The following is an 18,211-nucleotide window of genomic DNA, read 5'->3' as shown; positions in this document are numbered from 1 at the left end:
GCCTTACCGCGCGTCACCTTTTGAGATGTTCAACCAGCCCGTTCCCTGAAAACGAACGGAACGGGCTTCTATTGCATATTGGATGGCTCACATGAACGTAATCGCCACGTCCTCAGCTCGCAAAGACCCTCTGCTCCAACCCCTGCAGATCAAGCACCTGACCCTTCGCAACCGCATCATGAGCACGAGCCATGCCTGTGGGCTGGAGGAGGGCGGCATGCCCAAGGAGGCCTACCAGCTCTATCACACGGAGAAGGCCAAGGGCGGTCTGGCGCTGTCGATGTTCGGGGGGTCGTCCAATGTCGATCGCGACTCGCCGAATATCTTTCGGCAGCTGAATGTCGGGGTCGACGCGATCATCCCGCACCTGCAGCAGTTCTCCGAGCGGATGCATGCTCAGGGCGCGGCGCTCATGTGTCAGATCACCCACCTGGGGCGGCGTGGTGATCCGTTCGCTGGCGATCGCCTGACGACGATCGCGCCGTCGGTCGTGCGGGAAACGCTCCATCGCAGTATTCCCAAGGCAATGGACGAGTACGACATTGGTCGCGTGGTGAAGGCCTACGCCGCAGCCGCGCTACGCTGCAAGGAAGGTGGGCTGGATGGTATCGAAACGCTTGCGGGTGGCCACCTCATCGGTCAGTTCTTCTCAGCACTGACGAATCGCCGAACCGATCGATTCGGCGGGAGCCTGGAAAACCGCTGCCGCTTCGCGCTTGAAGTTCACGAAGCGATCCGCAAGGCAGTAGGTGATGGCTTTCTCGTTGGCATCCGGCTTAGCGTCGACGAGGGCGTATCCGGTGGGCTGACGTTCGAGGACTGCGTAGCGATCGGGCAGATACTCCAACGTGAAGGCGCCGTGGATTTCTTCAACGCGGTGTACGGCAACATGGACACCATCCGTAGCCTGGTCGTGGAGAACATGCCTGGTATCGGCGCGCCCATCGCGCCTTGGGTGGATGCCATCGGTCGTTTCAAGCATGAGGTGAAGCTACCCGTCTTTCACGCGGCGCGGATGGCCGATGTCGCGTCCGCCCGGTATGCCGTATCGGAGGGCAAGATCGACATGGCTGCGATGACGCGGGCGCAGATCGCGGACCCCTATCTCGTCGAGAAGATCATCGCCGGCAAGGAACTGGAAATTCGTCCTTGCATCGGCGCGTCCTATTGCCAGTCGGCCCAGCGGCCGTCATGCCTGCACAATCCGGCAACAGGAAGGGAAGGAAGCCTGCCGCAGAAACTCGTCAAAACCGACGGGCCTCTCAAGCGGGTTGTGGTTGTCGGTGGCGGCCCCGGAGGTCTTGAAGCGGCCCGGGTTGCCGCCGAGCGCGGGCATGAGGTCGTCCTGCATGAGGCGGCCTCGCAGCTGGGGGGGCAAGTGCTTCTAGGGGCAATAGGCTCCTGGCGACGCGATCTGATCAGCGTGATCGATTGGCGTGTCGCAGAGTTGGAGCGGCTTGGCGTCAGGGTCCATACGGACTCCTATATGGAGTACGCGGAGCTCGCCGGCCTGCAGGCAGACGTCGTGATCATCGCAACCGGTGGGCTTCCCAATGTGGATCTGCTCGAAGGCGCGGAGCTGTGCGCGACAAGCTGGGATGTCGTTTCGGGTCACCTGACCCCGGCCGCTGGCGCCAAGGCGCTGGTGTTCGACGGTACCGGGCGGCATCCCGCGCCACTAGCGGCGGAGAAGATCCGCGAGCAGGGGGCGGACGTGGTGTACTTTTCCATCGACGGGCAAATTGCCGAAGAGGGGACGTATTCCGAACGTTATCGCTGGAAGAAGCGCTTTCTGGAATTGGGTATCACGCCGGTATTCGAATCCAAGCTGGTTGCCGTCGAACGTGTGGGTACGCGTCTCAGGGCCACGGTCGTCAACGAGATAAATGCTACCGAGCACCATCTCGAGGTCGATCATGTGATCGTTGACCAAGGAACAATTCCCATGGATGAGCTTTACACCGAGCTGCGGTCAGACTCGGTCAACAAGGGGGTAACCGATATCGAAGCCTTGGTCGCGACACGTGCACAACCCTTCGCGAGCGAGGCGGGGATGGCTCTGTACCGGATCGGCGATGCCGTTTCCAGCCGCAACGTGAATACCGCACTTCTGGACGCCTATCGTATTAGCTGCGTTCTCTGACCCAATCGCGCCCCGGCAGGGGCGCGATTGGGTTTCGACGGCTTGCCTGGATTGCCTTTCGAGAAATCGCCTCGTTCTTTAATGCGCGACTGGAACATTCTTCACTGGCAAACCCGCCAAGATCGGCATGACGTGCTTGCAGACGACGCGATACTGTCAGGCTTCGATCGCCGCCGAGCCGGATGTGCCATGAATCTGAACTACTTCGCTGCATTTCGCGCCGTCATGCTCGCGGGTACCGTGAGCGGTGCCGCCCATATCCTTGGGCGAAGCCAGCCGGCGGTCAGCCGACTTCTGGACAAGCTGGAACACGAACTGGGTGTGCAGTTATTCGAACGGCGCAAGGGGCTGGTGACACCCACGAAGAACGCGCACAACCTGATGGCCGAAGTCGAAAGGGCGTACCTTTCGATGGACTCGCTGCGCCATTCCGCAATGCGGCTGGCGAAAGGACAAGACCCCCATGTCACCGTCGCTTCGATGCCCGCGCTCGGTATCGACTTCATGCCTTATGTGATCGCCGAGTTCAATCGGCTCGAACCAGACGTCAAGGTGACGCTGAGCGTGCAAAATTCGGGGCGTGTGGAAGAGTACGCCACGGCGCAGCAGATCGATTTCGGTTTCGTCGAAATGCCCTACCAGACGGCTGGCCTCAGGGTGGATACCTTCAGCACGGCACCTTATGTCGTGGCCGTGCCCTTGGCGCATCCCTACGCGCAACGAGCAGCATTGAGCCTCGAAGATCTGGCCAAGACGGATTTCATCTCATATTCCAACTTCGCTCCCGCTCGGCAACTGCTCGATCATGTGGCCCGCTCCTCGGGTATCGAGGCGCGTTATGTCTACGAAACCAACATTTCCGTATCGGCGCTTTCGATGGTGAAGCGTGGCCTGGGTGTAGCCATCATCGATCCGTTCACGGCCATGCTGCATCCGCTGGACCAGGTAAAGCTGGTGGCGCTGACGCCGGCTGTGCCTTTCAGGGTTTCGCTGCTGCAACCGGAAACGCGCCCGGGTACGCCGGTAACCAAGGTGTTGCTGGAGGTCATGTGGCGGCTCAAGGATGACGTGCTGCGCGGCCTGCCAGTCTGAACCGACGGTATCGATTCCGTGCATACCGGCCGCCGCTTTTCTAATTTCTAAACGAAAATCCGTTTATCTATAGTGGCTCTCGACGCGGAGCGCGAGTCTCCGTTCGGCAGGCTATAGAGAGGGTTTTCAATGAGCTACGTAACGGCCAGTATCCGAGCTACCAAGGTCTACCATGGTTATGACAGTGAGCGTCGTTTGATCATCGACACGCTGGACTCCACCGGTTTCGTGACCAAGCTCATCAAGGTCGAGCGCATTCTTTCCGTAACTGAAGACTACATCTTCATCGAATGCCCGCATGACACCGTGCAGGTCTGGGAGTACGAAGGTTCGCTCGCTGCATTCAAACAGCGTCTAGCCGAATGTGGGGTTGCCGCGGCATAGCCCGCCGGCAAATCCTGGCGGGCTATGGGCCGTCCGGGGCTGTTCGGGCATACGTGCATCCGCACCAAGGTCGTAACGCCCCCTGGTGCGGATGCACCGTCTCAGGTACGGAAACGTCCGACCAATCCATGAAGCTCGCCGGAAATCTGCGACAGCCGCTGCGAGTCGCTTTGTGCCGAACCGGCCAGTTGCTCCACGAGCAGCGCGTCTTCGTGGATTTGTGCGATGTGGCGGTTAATGTCTTCGGCAACCTGGTGTTGTTCTTCCGCAGCCGTCGCGATCTGGGTGTTCTGGTCGCGGATATGGTCGACCGAATCGCGGATGCGCTCGAAGCTGTCGCGGGCTTGCTGGATGCGATCGACACTGGCCTTGGACATCTCCAGGCTATTCTGCATCTGCTTGGTGACATCTTCGGTCCGGCGGGCGAGGCCGCCGAGCAGGCCGTCGATTTCGCCGGTGGAATCGGCCGTGCGCTTGGCGAGCGCTCGCACCTCGTCGGCAACGACCGCAAACCCACGACCTTGCTCGCCTGCCCGTGCCGCCTCGATCGCAGCGTTGAGGGCGAGCAGGTTGGTTTGTTCAGCGATGGAACGAATGGTGTCGAGGATGGCGTTAATGTTACGGCTGTCCTGCTCCAACGCCTGCATGGATTGCGTGGATTGCCGCAGGTTTTCGCTCAACAGCGAGACGCTGCCGGTGGCTTCGTCGATCTGCAGTTGGCCGGTATGTACTTGGCGCTGCCCGGCATCTGCGGAGCTTGCGGCCTCACTGCAAGACCGCGCAACTTCGTTGGCCGTGGCGGTCATCTCGTTGAACGCCGTCGACACGAGCTCGACGGCTTCGCGCTGGCGGCCTGCGGCGTTGTTCATGTCGTTCGCCACGCGCGTCGAGACCGTAGACGCCTCATTCAGAGAGACCGACGCGTTGCCAATACGCTGCACCAGTAGGCGGATGGCGCCAAGGAACTGGTTGAACCAGCGAGCCAGCAGGGCGGTTTCATCTTTGCCGCGCACGTCGAGGCTGCGGGTCAGGTCCCCTTCGCCTTGCGCAATGCCTTCTAGACCGCCGGCTACGCTGCGAATCGGGCGCACGATCATGCCGGCAAAGGCGGCGCCCACAATGGCAAAGATCACCGCAAGCACTGCGGCAATCAACGCGATCTGCCAGGTCAAGCTATTGGCATCGGCCATGACCTCATCACGTTCGATCAAGCCGATGAAGCGCCAGCCCAGCGAGTCGGAGGACCAGACGTTCGCCATGTAATTCTTGCCATTGAGCTCCACTTCCACCAACCCATTGGCCTTGTCGAGGTGCGCGTAGCCGCCGCCCAGTTCGGTGATCGCCTTGAAGGTGTGCTCTGCGTTGCTCGGATCGGCCAGGATGGCGCCGCTCTTTTCCACGAGCATCAGGTAGCCGCTGTCGCCAATCTTGATCTGCTTGACCAAATCGGTGAGTTGCTTGAGTGAAACGTCCACGCCAAACACGCCATTGTTACGGCCCTGCGCGTCCTTGATGGTATGTACGGTGTTGATCAGGACAACGTCATCAGCGGCCCAATAGTACGCACTGGTTCGCACCGTCTTGCCTGGATCGGCCATCGCGGCCTTGTACCAAGGGCGCGAGCGCGGATCGTAGGTGTTCAATTTGGGATCATCAGGCCAGATGGCGTATGTACCGTCCGGGCGACCCACGGACAGATAAGCGGTGTTCGGATGCGTCTTGGCGAAGCGATCGAAGAATTCCAAGAGTTGCTGGTTGCCTGGAGGAAGCGGTGTGTTGGCCGCATCCGCAGATGTGTAGTCCTTGAGGTTCTGTGCCTGCTCGATCTCAGGCGCCTGGGCCAGGAAGTCGACGTTTTGCCCCACCGCATCGAAGTACATATTCATTGCGTTGTTGATCTGTCGAATCTCGCGCCCACTGCTATCGAGAAAGTTCTCGGCTGCCTGGCTACGGAGATTGATGATCACGACGATGGCAACCAACACCACCGGTGCACACGCGATTGCCGCAAAAGCCCACGTTAGTTTCTGTTTTATGTTCACGAGGCGCACCCGCAAGAAGGCTGGTCGAGATCGGCATTCATTGCGAAATGCCGGGAATCGGTTTCCCGAGAGTAGAACCGATGAAGGAATATCGGCGTGGTCGCCGACGACTTGAGCGCGCGTATTGCCTCACTCGCCGCGTGACAGCAGCGCCTCCGGATGGCTTACTGTGCTGCCCCCCGACATCACGTATCCGCGTCGACGCTCGCAGCGCTTGTGCGTGTGAGCGTCGTGCGTCGTTATTTCCTCCATCAGATAAGGAAAACGCATGATTTCGGACCGTTCACACGTCACCCAGATGATCATCGCCGCGAAGGTCGCGAAGGGCATCAAATGGAGCCAGGTCGCCGAGGCCGTGGGCATGAGCAAGGAATGGACGACCGCCGGCTGCCTGGGGCAGATGACCTTTGACAAGGTTCAGGCGGAAACCATCGGCAAGCTGTTCGACCTTTCCGATGAAGCGGTGGCCTGGCTACAGATTGTCCCCTACAAAGGCTCGCTACCAACGGCTGTGCCCACCGATCCGCTGATCTATCGCTGGTACGAGCTTGTCAACGTCTACGGGACGACCATCAAGGAGCTGATTCACGAGGAGTTCGGCGACGGCATCATGAGCGCCATCGACTTTTCCATGGACATCCAGCGCGAGCCGGATCCCAAGGGCGATCGCGTCAACGTGGTGCTGTCGGGCAAGTTCCTGCCTTACAAAAGCTACTGATCGCTGCGGTGCGAACCCACTGCCTGAGACGGCAGTGGGTGCCTGGCTAAAGCTCACACGTGTAAAGCACGCCCCAGAGCCTTCAGGGCCGCTTCATGGACGGCCTCGCCTAGCGTTGGATGAGCATGGATCGTTCCCGCCATGTCTTCCAGTTGCGCCCCCATTTCCAGCGATTGAATGAACGCCGTCGCCAGTTCAGAAACGCCAACACCCACGGCTTGCCATCCCAGTATGCGATGGTTGTCCGCGCGGGCGACGACGCGTACGAAGCCGTCCCGCGCGTCGAGCGTCATGGCCCGACCATTGGCCGCGAATGGGAAGAGGCCAACCTTGGTTTCGAGGTTGCTCGCTACCGCCTGTTCCGGCGTCAGCCCGACCACGACGACTTCTGGATCGGTGAAACACACCGCGGGGATGGCGGCGGGCGTGAAATGCCGCTGCTTGCCCGCGATCAATTCAGCGACCATCTCGCCTTGGGCCATTGCGCGGTGCGCCAGCATGGGTTGCCCGGTCAGGTCGCCGATCGCCCAAACGTTACGCATGGACGTACGGCATTGATCATTCACTTTCACCGCGCCGTTCTCCATATCGAGCATCAGCTCTTCGAGGTTGAAGCCCAGCGTACGCGGCTTGCGGCCGACGGCAACCAGCACTGCATCCGCAGGCAGTTCCAGTGTTTCGCCATTGTCAGCGGCGGCGATACGCAGCGCCGTCCGGTCTTCGCTCATGCCTTCGGTGCGGTGGCCGAGGTACAGCCGGATGCCCAGCCGCTTGAGATTGTCGAGTACCGGCTTGGTGAGTTCGCTGTCGTAGCTCGGCAAGATGCGCGGCAGGGATTCGACGATGCTGACGTCAGCGCCGAACTTGCGGTATGCCGTGCCCAGCTCGAGACCAATGTAGCCGGCGCCGACGATCACTAGGTGTTTCGGTACATGGCGAGGGGACAGCGCTTCGGTGGCCGAGAGGACGTTGCCGCCAAAGGGCAGGTTCGGGAGTTCGGCTGACTGCGAGCCGGTAGCGAGCACCAAGTGTTGGCAGTGGATGCGCTGCGTGGCGCCGTGGCCGTCGGCAGAAACCTCGACGGTCTTGCCGTCGATGATCTTCGCCCAGCCATTGATCACGTCTACGCCGCTTTTCTTCAATAACCCCGCAACACCCGTGGTGAGCCGGTCAACGATGCCGTTTTTCCAGCTGACCGCTTGATCGACGTCGAGCGAAGGCGACATGACGCGGATGCCGAGTGCGGCCCCGTCTGCCTGCTGGCGCGCGCGGTCGAACGTATCGGCAACATGGATCAGCGCCTTGGAAGGAATGCAGCCAACGTTAAGGCAGGTGCCGCCGAGCGCGTCAGCTTCGACCAGCGTGGTGTGCAGGCCCAATTGCGCGGCGCGAATGGCTGCGATGTAGCCGCCAGGGCCGCCACCGATGATCAATACATGCGTATCCCGTGAAGGCATCATGGCTTACTCCAGAAACAGGGTGGCCGGGTGTTCGAGCAAAGCGCGCACGGCCTGGATAAAGGCTGCCGCGTCCATGCCATCCACAACACGGTGATCGAAGGACGAGGATAGGTTCATCATCTTGCGGGCGGCCACCTGACCGCCCCTGATGACCGGCCGCTCGACGATACGGTTGACCCCAACGATGGCAACTTCCGGATGATTGATTACGGGCGTACTGGCAATGCCGCCCAGGGCGCCGAGACTGCTGATGGTGATCGTCGACCCAGACAGTTCTTCTCGCGTGGCTTTGTTCGCGCGAACGGCCGCTGCCAGCCGGGAGACTTCGGTAGCGCTGGTCCATAGATCACGCGCTTCGGCGTGCCGGACTACCGGCACGCTCAGGCCTGCCTCGCTCTGGGTTGCGATACCCAGATGTACCGCGCCGTAGCGGGTGACCACGCCGTTCTCGTCGTCGTAGCGTGCGTTCAGCTGCGGGAAGTCGCGCAGGGCAACGACCAACGCCCGCATGAGAAAGGGCAACACGGTCAGCTTCGGTCGTTGTCCTTCCCATGTGTGGTTCAGGTGAATACGCAGTGCTTCTAAGTCAGTGACGTCCAGTTCCTCCACGTAGGTGAAGTGGGGAATGCGGCGCTTGGCTTCCTGCATCTTCTCGGCAATTTTTCGGCGCAGGCCAATGATCGGGACCTGCTGCTCGTCGTCGCGCCGCTGATAAGGCGAGCCCTGGGATGCGTCTTCGACCGGGGCGTAGCGGTGCTGGAGATACGCGTCGAGATCCTCATGAAGAATGCGCCCATTTGGCCCGGTGCCGTGCACGTAACGCAGCTCGATGCCCAGGTCCCAGGCGTGTTGCCGGACGGCGGGCGATGCAAGTGGAGGCTCGCTGGGCAATCGAGCCTGTTGTGCGTGAGTCGAGCCCTCTTGCGCGCGCGCGCGGTCGGACTGATGCGTCGCGACCTCATTGGGTTTGGCTGTGGGTGAGGTATGAGTGCCTGGGGCGGAAGAGGGGTGCGCGGTCTGCGACGGTGCGCCGGACGGCGAGGTGTCCGGATGACGATCGCCGCCATCGTCTGGTTGGCCGCCGGCGGCGCTGCTGGGTTCGCGTGCTTCCGCATCTGCCGCTGGCGCGGAGGGTCTGGCGGCTGCACGCTGGTCCCCGGTTGGCGTGGTTGACGAGGCTTTGAGGTTGCCGGCGCCTTCGACCTCGAGGCGGATCAATTCGGCGCCTACCGCCATAACTTCCCCGGGCTCACCGCCGAGCGTGGCGACGACACCATCGACGGGGCAGGGGATTTCCACCATGGCCTTGTCGGTCATGACGTCAGCCAGGTGCTGGTCCTCAGTCACGGTATCCCCAACCGCAACGTACCATTTCACCAGCTCGACCTCGGCAATGCCCTCGCCGATATCCGGCATCTTGATCACGTGTGTACCCATGTGGTGCCTCGTTGTTGTTCTGTCAGCGGTGGCATGTTCAGGTTTACGCGTTTTGTAGGAGCCCATCGGGCTGCGGTCAGCTCATGGGCGATTGAGGGCTGTCATTCAGCTCCGTGTTGTCTTTCGTTCCTGATCGCCCACAAGTGGGCTCCTACAGGTTCGGTTCTAGCTCCGCATCGGGATGATGGCGCTTATGCTTTTTTGTAGGAGCCCACCGGGCTGCGATCAGCTTGTGGGCGATCAAGAACTCCCAATCGCCTATGAGCTGACCGCAGCCCGGTGAGCGCCTACAGGTTCTAGGTGTGGCATCCGCTTACCGCTCCGCCATCGTCCGCTTTAGCGCATCGGCGACCCGTTCGGGGCCGGGGAAGTAATCCCACTCCTGGGCGTGAGGGTAGGGTGTGTCCCAGCCAGTAACGCGTTCGATCGGTGCTTCGAGGTGGTGGAAGCAATGCTCCTGCATCAGCGACACCAGCTCCGCGCCAAATCCGCAGGTGCGTGTGGCCTCATGGACGACCACGCAGCGGCGCGTCTTTTTCACTGACGCTACCAGGGTGTCCAGGTCCAGCGGCCACAGGCTGCGCAGATCGACCACTTCCGCGTCGATCCCGGTTTCTTCGGCAGCCGCCAAGGCGACCCAAACCGTCGTACCGTAGGTAAGGACCGTCAGGTCCTTGCCTGGCCGAACGACGGCAGCACTGTCCAGCGGCACGTTGTAGTAACCCTCTGGAACCGCACTCAGCGGATGCTTCGACCATGGCGTTACGGGACGGTCGTGATGGCCATCGAAAGGCCCGTTGTAGAGGCGCTTGGGCTCAAGAAAGATCACCGGGTCGTCGCATTCGATGGAGGCGATCAGCAAGCCCTTGGCATCGTAGGGGTTGGATGGCATGACCGTGCGCAGCCCGCAGACCTGCGTAAAGATCGCCTCCGGGCTCTGGCTGTGGGTCTGGCCACCGTAGATACCGCCACCGCAGGGCATGCGAAATACCAGGGGCGACGTGAACTGGCCTACCGAGCGGTAGCGCAGGCGCGCCGCTTCGGAAACGATCTGGTCGACCGCCGGATAGACGTAGTCGGCGAACTGGATTTCCGCAACCGGTCGCAAGCCGTAGGCGCCCATGCCCACTGCCGCGCCAGCAATGCCGTTTTCAGAGATGGGCGCATCGAACACGCGCGAGCTGCCGTATTTTTTCTGAAGACCATCGGTACAGCGGAACACCCCGCCGAAATAGCCGACGTCCTCGCCGAATACCACGACGTTTTCGTCGCGATCGAGCATCACGTCCATTGCCGAGCGCAACGACTGGATCATCGTCATGGTGGTACGGGCGCCATCGGCCAGCGGCGTGTCGGTTTTGGTCTGGGTATTCATGGCTTATTTCCCTAGCTGTTGGCGCTGGCGGCGCAGGTGCGGTGGGAGGTCCTTGTAAACGCCTTCGAACATATCGGCGGCGCTGGGGATATGGTCGCTGGTGAAGTTGCCATGGCTCTCGGCGCGCTTCTGCGCCTCAGCAATTTCGGCTTCCAGGATCTTGCGGGTCTGCTCATGCTGGTCTTCGGACCAAGCGCCCAATTTGATCAAATGCTGTTTCAAACGCTCGATGGGATCGCCCAGCGGAAATTGCTCCCAGTCGTTCGCCGGGCGGTATTTGGAGGGGTCGTCTGAGGTCGAGTGAGGGCCTGCGCGGTAGCTGACCCACTCGATGAGCGTTGGGCCGAGATTCCGCCGGGCGCGCTCGGCCGCCCATTTCGAGACGGCATGCACGGCCAGGAAGTCGTTGCCATCTACGCGTAGCGACGCAATGCCGTAGCCGAGCCCACGGTTAGCCAGGGTGATGCCTTCGCCGCCGGCAATCGCCTGGAAAGTGGAGATAGCCCATTGGTTGTTGACGATGTTCAGGATCACGGGCGCACAGTAGACGTGGGCGAACGTCAGCGCGGCGTGGAAGTCGCCTTCGGCGGTGGCGCCATCTCCAATCCAACCGGCAGCAATACGCGTATCGCCCTTGATCGCCGAGGCCATGGCCCAGCCGACGGCCTGGATGTACTGCGTGCCAAGGTTGCCGGAAATTGAGAAGAAGCCGAGGTCCCGATATGAATACATCACCGGTAGCTGGCGGCCCTTGAGCGGATCGTTCTCATTGGAAAGCAGTTGGCAAATCATCTCCTCCAGCGGTGCCTCGCGCGCAATGAGAATGCCCTGCTGCCGGTAGGTGGGAAAATGCATGTCGTCCGGCCGTAGCGCGAGGGTCTGCCCGATGGCAATGGCTTCCTCGCCGAGGCATTGCATATAGAAGGACAGCTTCTTTTGCCGCTGCGCGGTCATCATTCGGGCGTCGTAGATGCGGGTTTTCAGCATCGCCTTGAGGCCAGTTTGCATGAGGTCGACGGGCAGGTCTTCGGCCCAGGGCCCAACCGCATTGCCCTCCTCATCGAGGATGCGGATCAGTTGGGACGCCAAAGAGGCGGTGTCGACGGGAAGGACGTCGATGGGCGGTTTATCCACCGAACCGGCCGGGGAAAGCTGTAGGTAGGAAAAGTCCGTCTGGCAGCCCGGTCGGCCACTGGGTTCCGGGACATGGAGTTGCAGGCGCTCGACACTCGCACTCATGAGAACGCCCTCATTTGGGCGGAGCTAAAAACGACCTGCACGGTCATCGCCGCGGTAAAGACTTCGGGACGCGGCATCTCAAAAGGCTCAGTGACCACGCGAAAAGTCGAACGCGACGCTGGTCGCTTTCCAGTGTATTTTCGCGCTGCGCTAACTGCCTCGCCTACGTTCTTAGAGCTGCCCATTTGCGGACAGTCGCTCGGAGAAGCTTGGCGGTCGTCTCGATAAGACATGCATTGGCCCTCGCTCGTCGCGCCGCTCTTCGACGGCGCTCGCCCGTTTGGCGTTCGCCGTGAGGCCATCCGTGTCGAACACGACGCTTATTGTTGTTGTGCTGGCTTCGAGTATAGGCGCGGTGGGCTAGGGTTTTTGTCTCAAATTGACGCCGCTTGGCGCCGTCTTTGAGTAGGATTGCATTGCCACAAACCATAACAAGAGCACGAATGCGCCATGGCAGACCTGGACCGGATCGATTTGAAGATTCTCGCCGCGCTTGCGGATGATGGGCGAGTGAGCTGGCGCGATCTTGCGCAGAAAATCGGCCTCTCGCTGACGCCTACGCTACGACGGATCAAACGGCTGGAGGATGAGGGGTACATCCAGGGTTACTTCACGCGCCTAGACGAGGCGCGGCTTGCAGGCAGTGTGAGCGTGTTCGTATCCGTGCGGTTGGAGAAGCAATCCACGGACTATCTGGCCGCGTTCGAGCGCGAAATCGTCAAGGCGCCTCAGGTAATGAGTTGCTTCCAAATGACCGGCGATCACGATTACATCCTGCGCGTGGTGGTGCGTGACCTGAATGCTTACCAGCAGTTCGTCAACAACACCCTGACCGCGATCCCCGGCGTTGCGACGGTAACCTCGGCGTTTTCGTTGAAGCCGGTATTGCTGCGGTCTTCCCCACCTTTATGAGGGCTCGATAAAGTAATTGCCTCGTTTGGTACTCAGCAGTATGCCGCAGCTTGCAGCGGCTGAGTTGCGCCCGTAGGCCGACACAACAAGCGCTCGCAGGTGGCGATCAGGCCATCCAGCGTCCAAGGTTTGGCAAGGATCTCGGTGTAGGGGCGCCCAGGATTCTTCGTGTGATCGAAGCCCCCGGTGGATAGCACGACGGGCAGCGTAGGTTGATGGCGATGTACGAGCCAAGCCAGGTCGAGGCCGTCGATTTCGCCCGGCATGCGCACATCGGTAATCAGGAGATCGATCGGTTCATCGGCTTTGCAAATATGCTTCCAGGCATCGACAGCGTTGCCGAAGGCATGGATTTGATAGCCCTGCAGTTCCAGTGCTTCGCACAGGAGAAGGCGAAGATTCTCTTCGTCTTCCGCGACAACGATATTGAACATCCTTTTACCCCATCTGGCCGGAGTGGCCGCTTTGAACGATCGATCCGACGATCTGAAGGGAAACCACTTCGAAAGGTCGCGGCGATAATGTCGATTAGGCTGTGCACATTCGAAAGGGTTCCGTAATTTTCCTTTTCGAACGCAGGGTGGCCGGGCGGCGCGTCATTGCTCGCGCAACAGCGTCTGTGCTGAACCACCTCATACGCGCTTCGGTCACTAAATGGCGGCTTATGGAGGCACTGTGCAGCGACTAAAAGAACGATTGGCGGCGCTCGATCCGCCACTGAAGCATTTGATCGAATCTCGCGGGGAGTCCGTCGTGATCACGTTGATCGACCCGGCGCGCCTGCTGAAGGTCAGCCGGGTGCTGAGCAATCGCAATCTGAGTAACGAAGAACTGGTCTATACGGTGATGCGCGACGCGGTCAATGAACTACGGGACCGGTCCGATCTTTCTCATTTGAATCCCGATGAATTGCGGGTCGAGCCAGACCGCGGCCAGCCGGAACCTCGTTGAGCGATCCGTAAACGTGACCGATGTCGGCCAGGGCTGCGATATACGCCTTGAAGTTGTGCGGTTTGACGACATAGCTGTTTACGCCAAGGTCGTAGGCCTGCTGGATGTCGGCATCGAAATTGGATGAGGTGAAGGCTACGAAAGGTACGCCCTTGAGCTCGGGCGTATTGCGCACGCGCTTGAGCACTTCGAGTCCATCGAGACGGGGCAGCTTCAAATCGAGAATGACGACGTCCGGCACCTGATTCGAGCGGTTGCTGTAGCGGCCGGAGCGGGTCAGGTAGTCAATGGCTTCAACGCCGTCCACGACGTGGTCGAGCTTCTTCAGCATCTTGAATTTCTCAAGCGCCATGCTCGCGAGCTCCGCGTCTCTGGGATCGTCCTCGATGAGCAGTATCGATCTAATCACGCCATGGCCCTCCTGATTGGTGCACTACGTTACAGGAGAAGCCCGCTCGTAGAAACCTCGACACCCTGTATTCGTCGTTCGTCGTTCGTCGTTCGTCGTTCGTCGAAGGCTGGAGGGGATCGGCGCGCGTCGCGCCCTATGGCGACTTTTGCGCTGATGTGAACATTGCAAAACGATTGCCGCGTAGGGGTGGGATCCAGCGTCGACGCCGCGCCCGAAATGGACGCGACATTTACGCTGGAAGGGATCAGAAGCGTGGCTTCACGGCTTTCCAATCTGGTCGATATTTCTGCATCTGGCGCACGTCATCGCGGCTACGGATATCGATCGCCAGGTACTGATCGTGAAGTTTGCCGAGTTGATCGTAATCCAGTTCGACACCTAGCCCAGGGGCTTTGGTGATCGTTACGCAACCGTTACGTATCGGTAGCTTGCCCCCTTTGATGACCTCTTCGTCCTCTTCCTGCCATGGATAGTGCGTGTCACAGGCATAGGAAAGATTCGGGACGGCGGCGGCCACGTGTGTCATGGCCATAAGGCTGATGCCCAGGTGCGAATTGGAGTGCATGGATACACCGATGTCGAACGTCTCGCACATGCGCGACAGGATCTGCGTATCGCGCAGGCCACCCCAATAATGGTGGTCGGCAAGAACGATCTGCACGCTGTTCAGGGCAACGCTGCGGCGGAACTCGTCGAAATCGGTGACGACCATGTTGGTCGCCAGCGGAATACCAGTACGGCGGTGCAGCTCGGCCATCCCTTCGAGGCCAGGGCAGGGGTCTTCGTAGTACTGCAGATCGTCGCCCATCAGTTCCGCCATGCGAATTGCGGTTTCCAGGGACCAATTGCCATTCGGGTCGATGCGCAGTGGAGCGTTTGGAAACGCCTGCTTGAGCGCCTTGATGCACGCGACTTCGTGCTCAGGGCCCAGCAAGGTACCGGCCTTGAGCTTGATGCTTTGGAAGCCGTTCTCGTCGATCATCTTGCGGGCCTGGGCGACGAGCTGTTCGGGGCTGATGCCTTCGCCCCAACGATCGGGCTGATACGGCGAATCGACATGCTCTGCGTATTTCAGGAAGAGGTAGGCACTGAATGGCACTTCGTTGCGAACCGCCCCACCCAACAAGTCCACCAGTGGCATGCCCAATGAACGCGCCTGCAGGTCGAGAAAGGCCACCTCGAATGCCGAATAGGCATTAGCGACCTGTTTGCTTGGATGTGACCCTGGCGCCAGCTCAGCGCCCGAGTTGCTACCCGGCTGAATGCGCGCAACAGTAGCTTTCACGCGGGCGCGTAGGCCGTTGAGGTCAAAGGGATCCAGCCCGACGAGGCTGTCTTTCATCGCTTTCAGTACGCTCAAGACCGGCGCGTCGCCGTAGCTTTCACCGAGCCCGACAAAACCGTTGTCACTCTCGACTTCGATGATCGAACGCAACGCATAGGGCTCGTGGATGCCGCTGGCATTCAGCAGCGGTGCATCGCGGAAGGCAATTGGGGTGACACGAACGTGTTTGATCTTCACGGAAGAACTCCCTAACTATTAATGGTGTTGCGGTTGCCCGCGTTACGGGCAACCGAGGGCATGGCCATCAGGCGGGAGAGGCCGCCGCGCGAGTACTGATTCCGGTACCGTTCCCAGAGCCTTTACGCGTTTTGGTCATGAAGACGAGAATCCCTGCGATGAGTGAGACGGATGCCAACCCGATCAGACCGCCTTCGATCGAGCCGGTACGCTCTTCGAGAATCCCGAAGGTCGCAGGCGCCACGAAGCCGCCAAGGCTACCCACCGAGTTGATCAACGCGATCACGGCTGCCGAAATCCGCGCATCGAGGTACGCCTGTGGGATCGGCCAGAAAAGCGACGATGCGGCCTTGAAACCGATCGCGGCAAAGCAGATGGCGATGAAGGCAAAGACCGGGCCGCCGGTGGTGGAGGCGAACAAACCGATGGCCGCGATGATGAACGCCGACGATGCCCAGGCCTGCTGCCATTTATAGCGCGCCGCCAAGGCCGCGAAGAGGTACATCGCGACGACCGAGATGATCCAGGGGATCGAGTTGTACAGGCCGATCTGGAAGTCACCCAGCCCACCCATCGAGCGAATGATGCTCGGCAGCCAAAACGTGCAGCCGTAGATCGTCAGCGAGATGGAGAAGTACAAGAAGCAGAACAGCATGATCTGCGGATCACGCAACAGACGGAACGCCGAGTGCTTGACCTTGCCGGTCTCCCCCGCAGCCAGTTCACGCTGACGTTGCTCCTCGTCGATGCAGTCGGTCAGCGCCTGGCTTTCCGCTTGGCTCAACCATTTCGCATCTTTCGGCAGCGAATCCAGCCAGAACCAGACGAAGCCACAGAGTACGACCGAGAACATGCCTTCGATGAAGAACATCCATTGCCAGCCACGCATGCCCAGCCCTTCGATGCTGAGCAGGGCGCCGGATAGTGGTCCGGAAAGGATCGAGGCAATGGCAGAGCCGCTGAGAAAGATCGCCATGGCCTTGCCACGTTCGCCTGCTGGCAACCATTTGGTGAAGTAGTAGACGACACCCGGGAAGAAGCCGGCTTCGGCAACGCCGAGCAGGAAGCGCAGGATGTAGAACCAGGTTTCGTTGGGCACGAACGCCATCGCAGTGGCGACGACGCCCCAGGTGAACATGATTCGCGTCAGCCAGACTTTCGCACCGAACCGCTGTAGCAGGATGTTCGAGGGCACTTCGAACAGCGCGTAGCCAATGAAGAACAGCCCGGCACCGAGGCCGTAAGCCGCCGCGCCGATACCAAGGTCGGTCTCCAGGTGGCTACGGACGAAACCGATGTTCACACGATCGATGTAGTTCACGATAAACATCACGACGAACAACGGTAGGACATGACGCTTAACTTTGGAAACCGCGCGGGCAAGTACCACGGGATCCACTGGAGCATGGACGGTATTCAAAGGATGGCTCCCGGATGTTGTTTTTGTGGGTGAGCCGATCATGGACCGGGTAATTGTTGCCGTCTAATCTATATTCCGGCTTGATTGATACTGGAAATGGATCAGTGTTCGACTTAAACCAACTCCGCTGTTTTGTCGCCGTGGCGACCGAACTTAACTTTCGAAGAGCGGCCGAGCGCTTGAGCATGACCCAGCCGCCCCTTAGCCGACAGATTCAACTGCTAGAGCATGCGGTGGGCGTCGAATTGCTCCTGCGTAGTACGCGAAGCGTCGTTTTGACGGCCGCTGGTCGCGCCTTTTTCATCGAGGCGCAAGCCGTTCTGGAACGCGCCCAGCAAGCCGTGTTGACTGCCAAACGTTTTGCTCAAGGGGATATCGGCTCGGTTACGATCAGCTTCGTTGGCAGTGCCGTGTACGAATTCCTACCCCGGGTGCTTGCGGAAGCGCGACTCAGTCAGCCGCATGTGAAGGTGTCGCTGGCCGAAATGAACACCCATCAACAACACGAAGCGCTGCGAGCGCGTCGTATCGATCTGGGGATCACCCGAGCTCCCCTGTTGCAGCCAGGGTACGAAACCGAATGCCTCGTGCGCGAACCGTTCGTATTGGGGATCCCCGTGGGGCATCCGCTTGCTACGGCGACCATGGTTGCCGTGGCTGATCTGGACCACGTGCCTTTTCTCATGTACTCGCACTCCGCCTATCCGCCATTCAATGAGTTGCTCATGGGCGTATTTCGCACAGCAGGTGTGGAGCCAGAGTATGTGCAATGGTTGGGGTCATCGCTGACGATGCTTTCGTTGGTCAATGCCGGAATGGGCTTGGCGCTGGTTCCACGGTGCGCCACGAATGTTGTCTTTAAGAACGTCGTTTTCCGCGACATCGACTTGGGCGAAGGTGTGCAGAGCGAGCTACATCTGGTGTGGCGCTCCGATAACGACAATCCTGCCTGCATGATGCTGCTTGATGCGATCAGGGCGGCGACTAAAGCCGAACACTGAACTTCACACTTTTCGAAATATAACGTCTCCGAGTCGCTATCGGTTTTCGGCTGCTAACCCCGAACTGAACGCTTGACGTTTCCCAGCGTCTAGTGCCCGATGT

Annotated in this window: 15 protein-coding genes and 1 pseudogene; 6 read left to right on the top strand and 10 right to left on the bottom strand. The window is 60.1% G+C overall.

Annotated features, from left to right (window positions below; translation table 11 throughout):
* The first annotated feature begins 91 nt into the window (after window positions 1–91).
* From IEY47_RS19335 to IEY47_RS19325, 3 genes are all read left to right on the top strand, one after another.
* Window positions 92–2,143, top strand: a complete 2,052-nt coding sequence (locus IEY47_RS19335; RefSeq protein WP_188985775.1) for an oxidoreductase — start codon at window positions 92–94, stop codon at window positions 2,141–2,143.
* A gap of 189 nt (window positions 2,144–2,332) precedes the next feature.
* The gene (locus IEY47_RS19330) at window positions 2,333–3,235 is read left to right on the top strand and encodes a LysR substrate-binding domain-containing protein (RefSeq protein WP_188985773.1); all 903 of its coding nucleotides are present in this window, start codon (window positions 2,333–2,335) and stop codon (window positions 3,233–3,235) included.
* Window positions 3,236–3,364: 129 nt separating this feature from the next.
* Window positions 3,365–3,619, top strand: a complete 255-nt coding sequence (locus IEY47_RS19325; RefSeq protein ID WP_188985771.1) for a hypothetical protein — start codon at window positions 3,365–3,367, stop codon at window positions 3,617–3,619.
* 101 nt (window positions 3,620–3,720) lie between these two features.
* On the opposite strand, the gene IEY47_RS20845 is transcribed toward IEY47_RS19325, so the two are convergent.
* Window positions 3,721–4,488, bottom strand: a complete 768-nt coding sequence (locus IEY47_RS20845; protein ID WP_373293640.1) for a methyl-accepting chemotaxis protein — start codon at window positions 4,486–4,488, stop codon at window positions 3,721–3,723.
* Between the two features lie 90 nt (window positions 4,489–4,578).
* Window positions 4,579–5,586 (bottom strand): annotated as a pseudogene (locus tag IEY47_RS20840) (cache domain-containing sensor histidine kinase); the annotation flags it as partial.
* Between the two features lie 343 nt (window positions 5,587–5,929).
* Between IEY47_RS20840 and cynS the strand changes: the two are divergent.
* Complete coding sequence (gene cynS / locus IEY47_RS19315; RefSeq protein WP_188985767.1) at window positions 5,930–6,379, top strand: cyanase; 450 nt, start codon at window positions 5,930–5,932, stop codon at window positions 6,377–6,379.
* A 53-nt stretch (window positions 6,380–6,432) separates the two neighbouring features.
* Here the strand turns inward: cynS and lpdA are convergent, their stop codons facing one another.
* From lpdA to IEY47_RS19295, 4 genes are all read right to left on the bottom strand, one after another.
* Window positions 6,433–7,839 (bottom strand): dihydrolipoyl dehydrogenase, encoded by a 1,407-nt coding sequence (gene lpdA / locus IEY47_RS19310; protein ID WP_188985765.1) that lies wholly within the window; start codon window positions 7,837–7,839, stop codon window positions 6,433–6,435.
* A gap of 3 nt (window positions 7,840–7,842) precedes the next feature.
* Window positions 7,843–9,276, bottom strand: a complete 1,434-nt coding sequence (locus tag IEY47_RS19305; RefSeq protein ID WP_188985763.1) for a dihydrolipoamide acetyltransferase family protein — start codon at window positions 9,274–9,276, stop codon at window positions 7,843–7,845.
* Window positions 9,277–9,589: 313 nt separating this feature from the next.
* Entirely contained in the window at window positions 9,590–10,651 is a 1,062-nt protein-coding gene (locus IEY47_RS19300) for an alpha-ketoacid dehydrogenase subunit beta (protein ID WP_188985761.1), read from the bottom strand.
* 3 nt (window positions 10,652–10,654) lie between these two features.
* Window positions 10,655–11,890, bottom strand: coding sequence for a 3-methyl-2-oxobutanoate dehydrogenase (2-methylpropanoyl-transferring) subunit alpha (locus IEY47_RS19295; protein WP_188985759.1), 1,236 nt, complete (start codon window positions 11,888–11,890; stop codon window positions 10,655–10,657).
* Window positions 11,891–12,340: 450 nt separating this feature from the next.
* On the opposite strand from IEY47_RS19295, the gene IEY47_RS19290 reads away from it, so the two are divergent.
* Window positions 12,341–12,802, top strand: a complete 462-nt coding sequence (locus tag IEY47_RS19290; RefSeq protein WP_188985757.1) for an Lrp/AsnC family transcriptional regulator — start codon at window positions 12,341–12,343, stop codon at window positions 12,800–12,802.
* Between the two features lie 32 nt (window positions 12,803–12,834).
* Here IEY47_RS19290 and IEY47_RS19285 read toward each other — a convergent pair whose 3' ends face one another.
* From IEY47_RS19285 to IEY47_RS19270, 4 genes are all read right to left on the bottom strand, one after another.
* On the bottom strand, window positions 12,835–13,236 hold the full coding sequence (locus IEY47_RS19285) for a response regulator (protein ID WP_188985755.1): 402 nt from the start codon (window positions 13,234–13,236) through the stop codon (window positions 12,835–12,837).
* A gap of 425 nt (window positions 13,237–13,661) precedes the next feature.
* Window positions 13,662–14,162, bottom strand: a complete 501-nt coding sequence (locus IEY47_RS19280) for a response regulator (RefSeq protein ID WP_188985753.1) — start codon at window positions 14,160–14,162, stop codon at window positions 13,662–13,664.
* A gap of 247 nt (window positions 14,163–14,409) precedes the next feature.
* Entirely contained in the window at window positions 14,410–15,687 is a 1,278-nt protein-coding gene (locus IEY47_RS19275) for a glucarate dehydratase family protein (RefSeq protein WP_188985751.1), read from the bottom strand.
* A 67-nt stretch (window positions 15,688–15,754) separates the two neighbouring features.
* Window positions 15,755–17,149 carry an MFS transporter gene (locus IEY47_RS19270; RefSeq protein ID WP_373293638.1) on the bottom strand — a complete coding sequence of 465 codons (1,395 nt, stop codon included), beginning with the start codon at window positions 17,147–17,149 and terminating at the stop codon, window positions 15,755–15,757.
* Between the two features lie 62 nt (window positions 17,150–17,211).
* On the opposite strand from IEY47_RS19270, the gene IEY47_RS19265 reads away from it, so the two are divergent.
* A complete protein-coding gene (locus IEY47_RS19265; protein ID WP_188985747.1) occupies window positions 17,212–18,108 on the top strand; it encodes a LysR family transcriptional regulator in 897 nt (298 codons plus the stop codon).
* The last annotated feature ends 103 nt before the right edge of the window (window positions 18,109–18,211 follow it).

The sequence above is a fragment of the Pseudomonas matsuisoli genome (assembly GCF_014647635.1).
Classification (GTDB): Bacteria; Pseudomonadota; Gammaproteobacteria; order Pseudomonadales; family Pseudomonadaceae; genus Pseudomonas_P; species Pseudomonas_P matsuisoli.
Note: the sequence above shows the minus strand (reverse complement) of the source record. Positions and strands in the feature narration are given on the sequence as shown.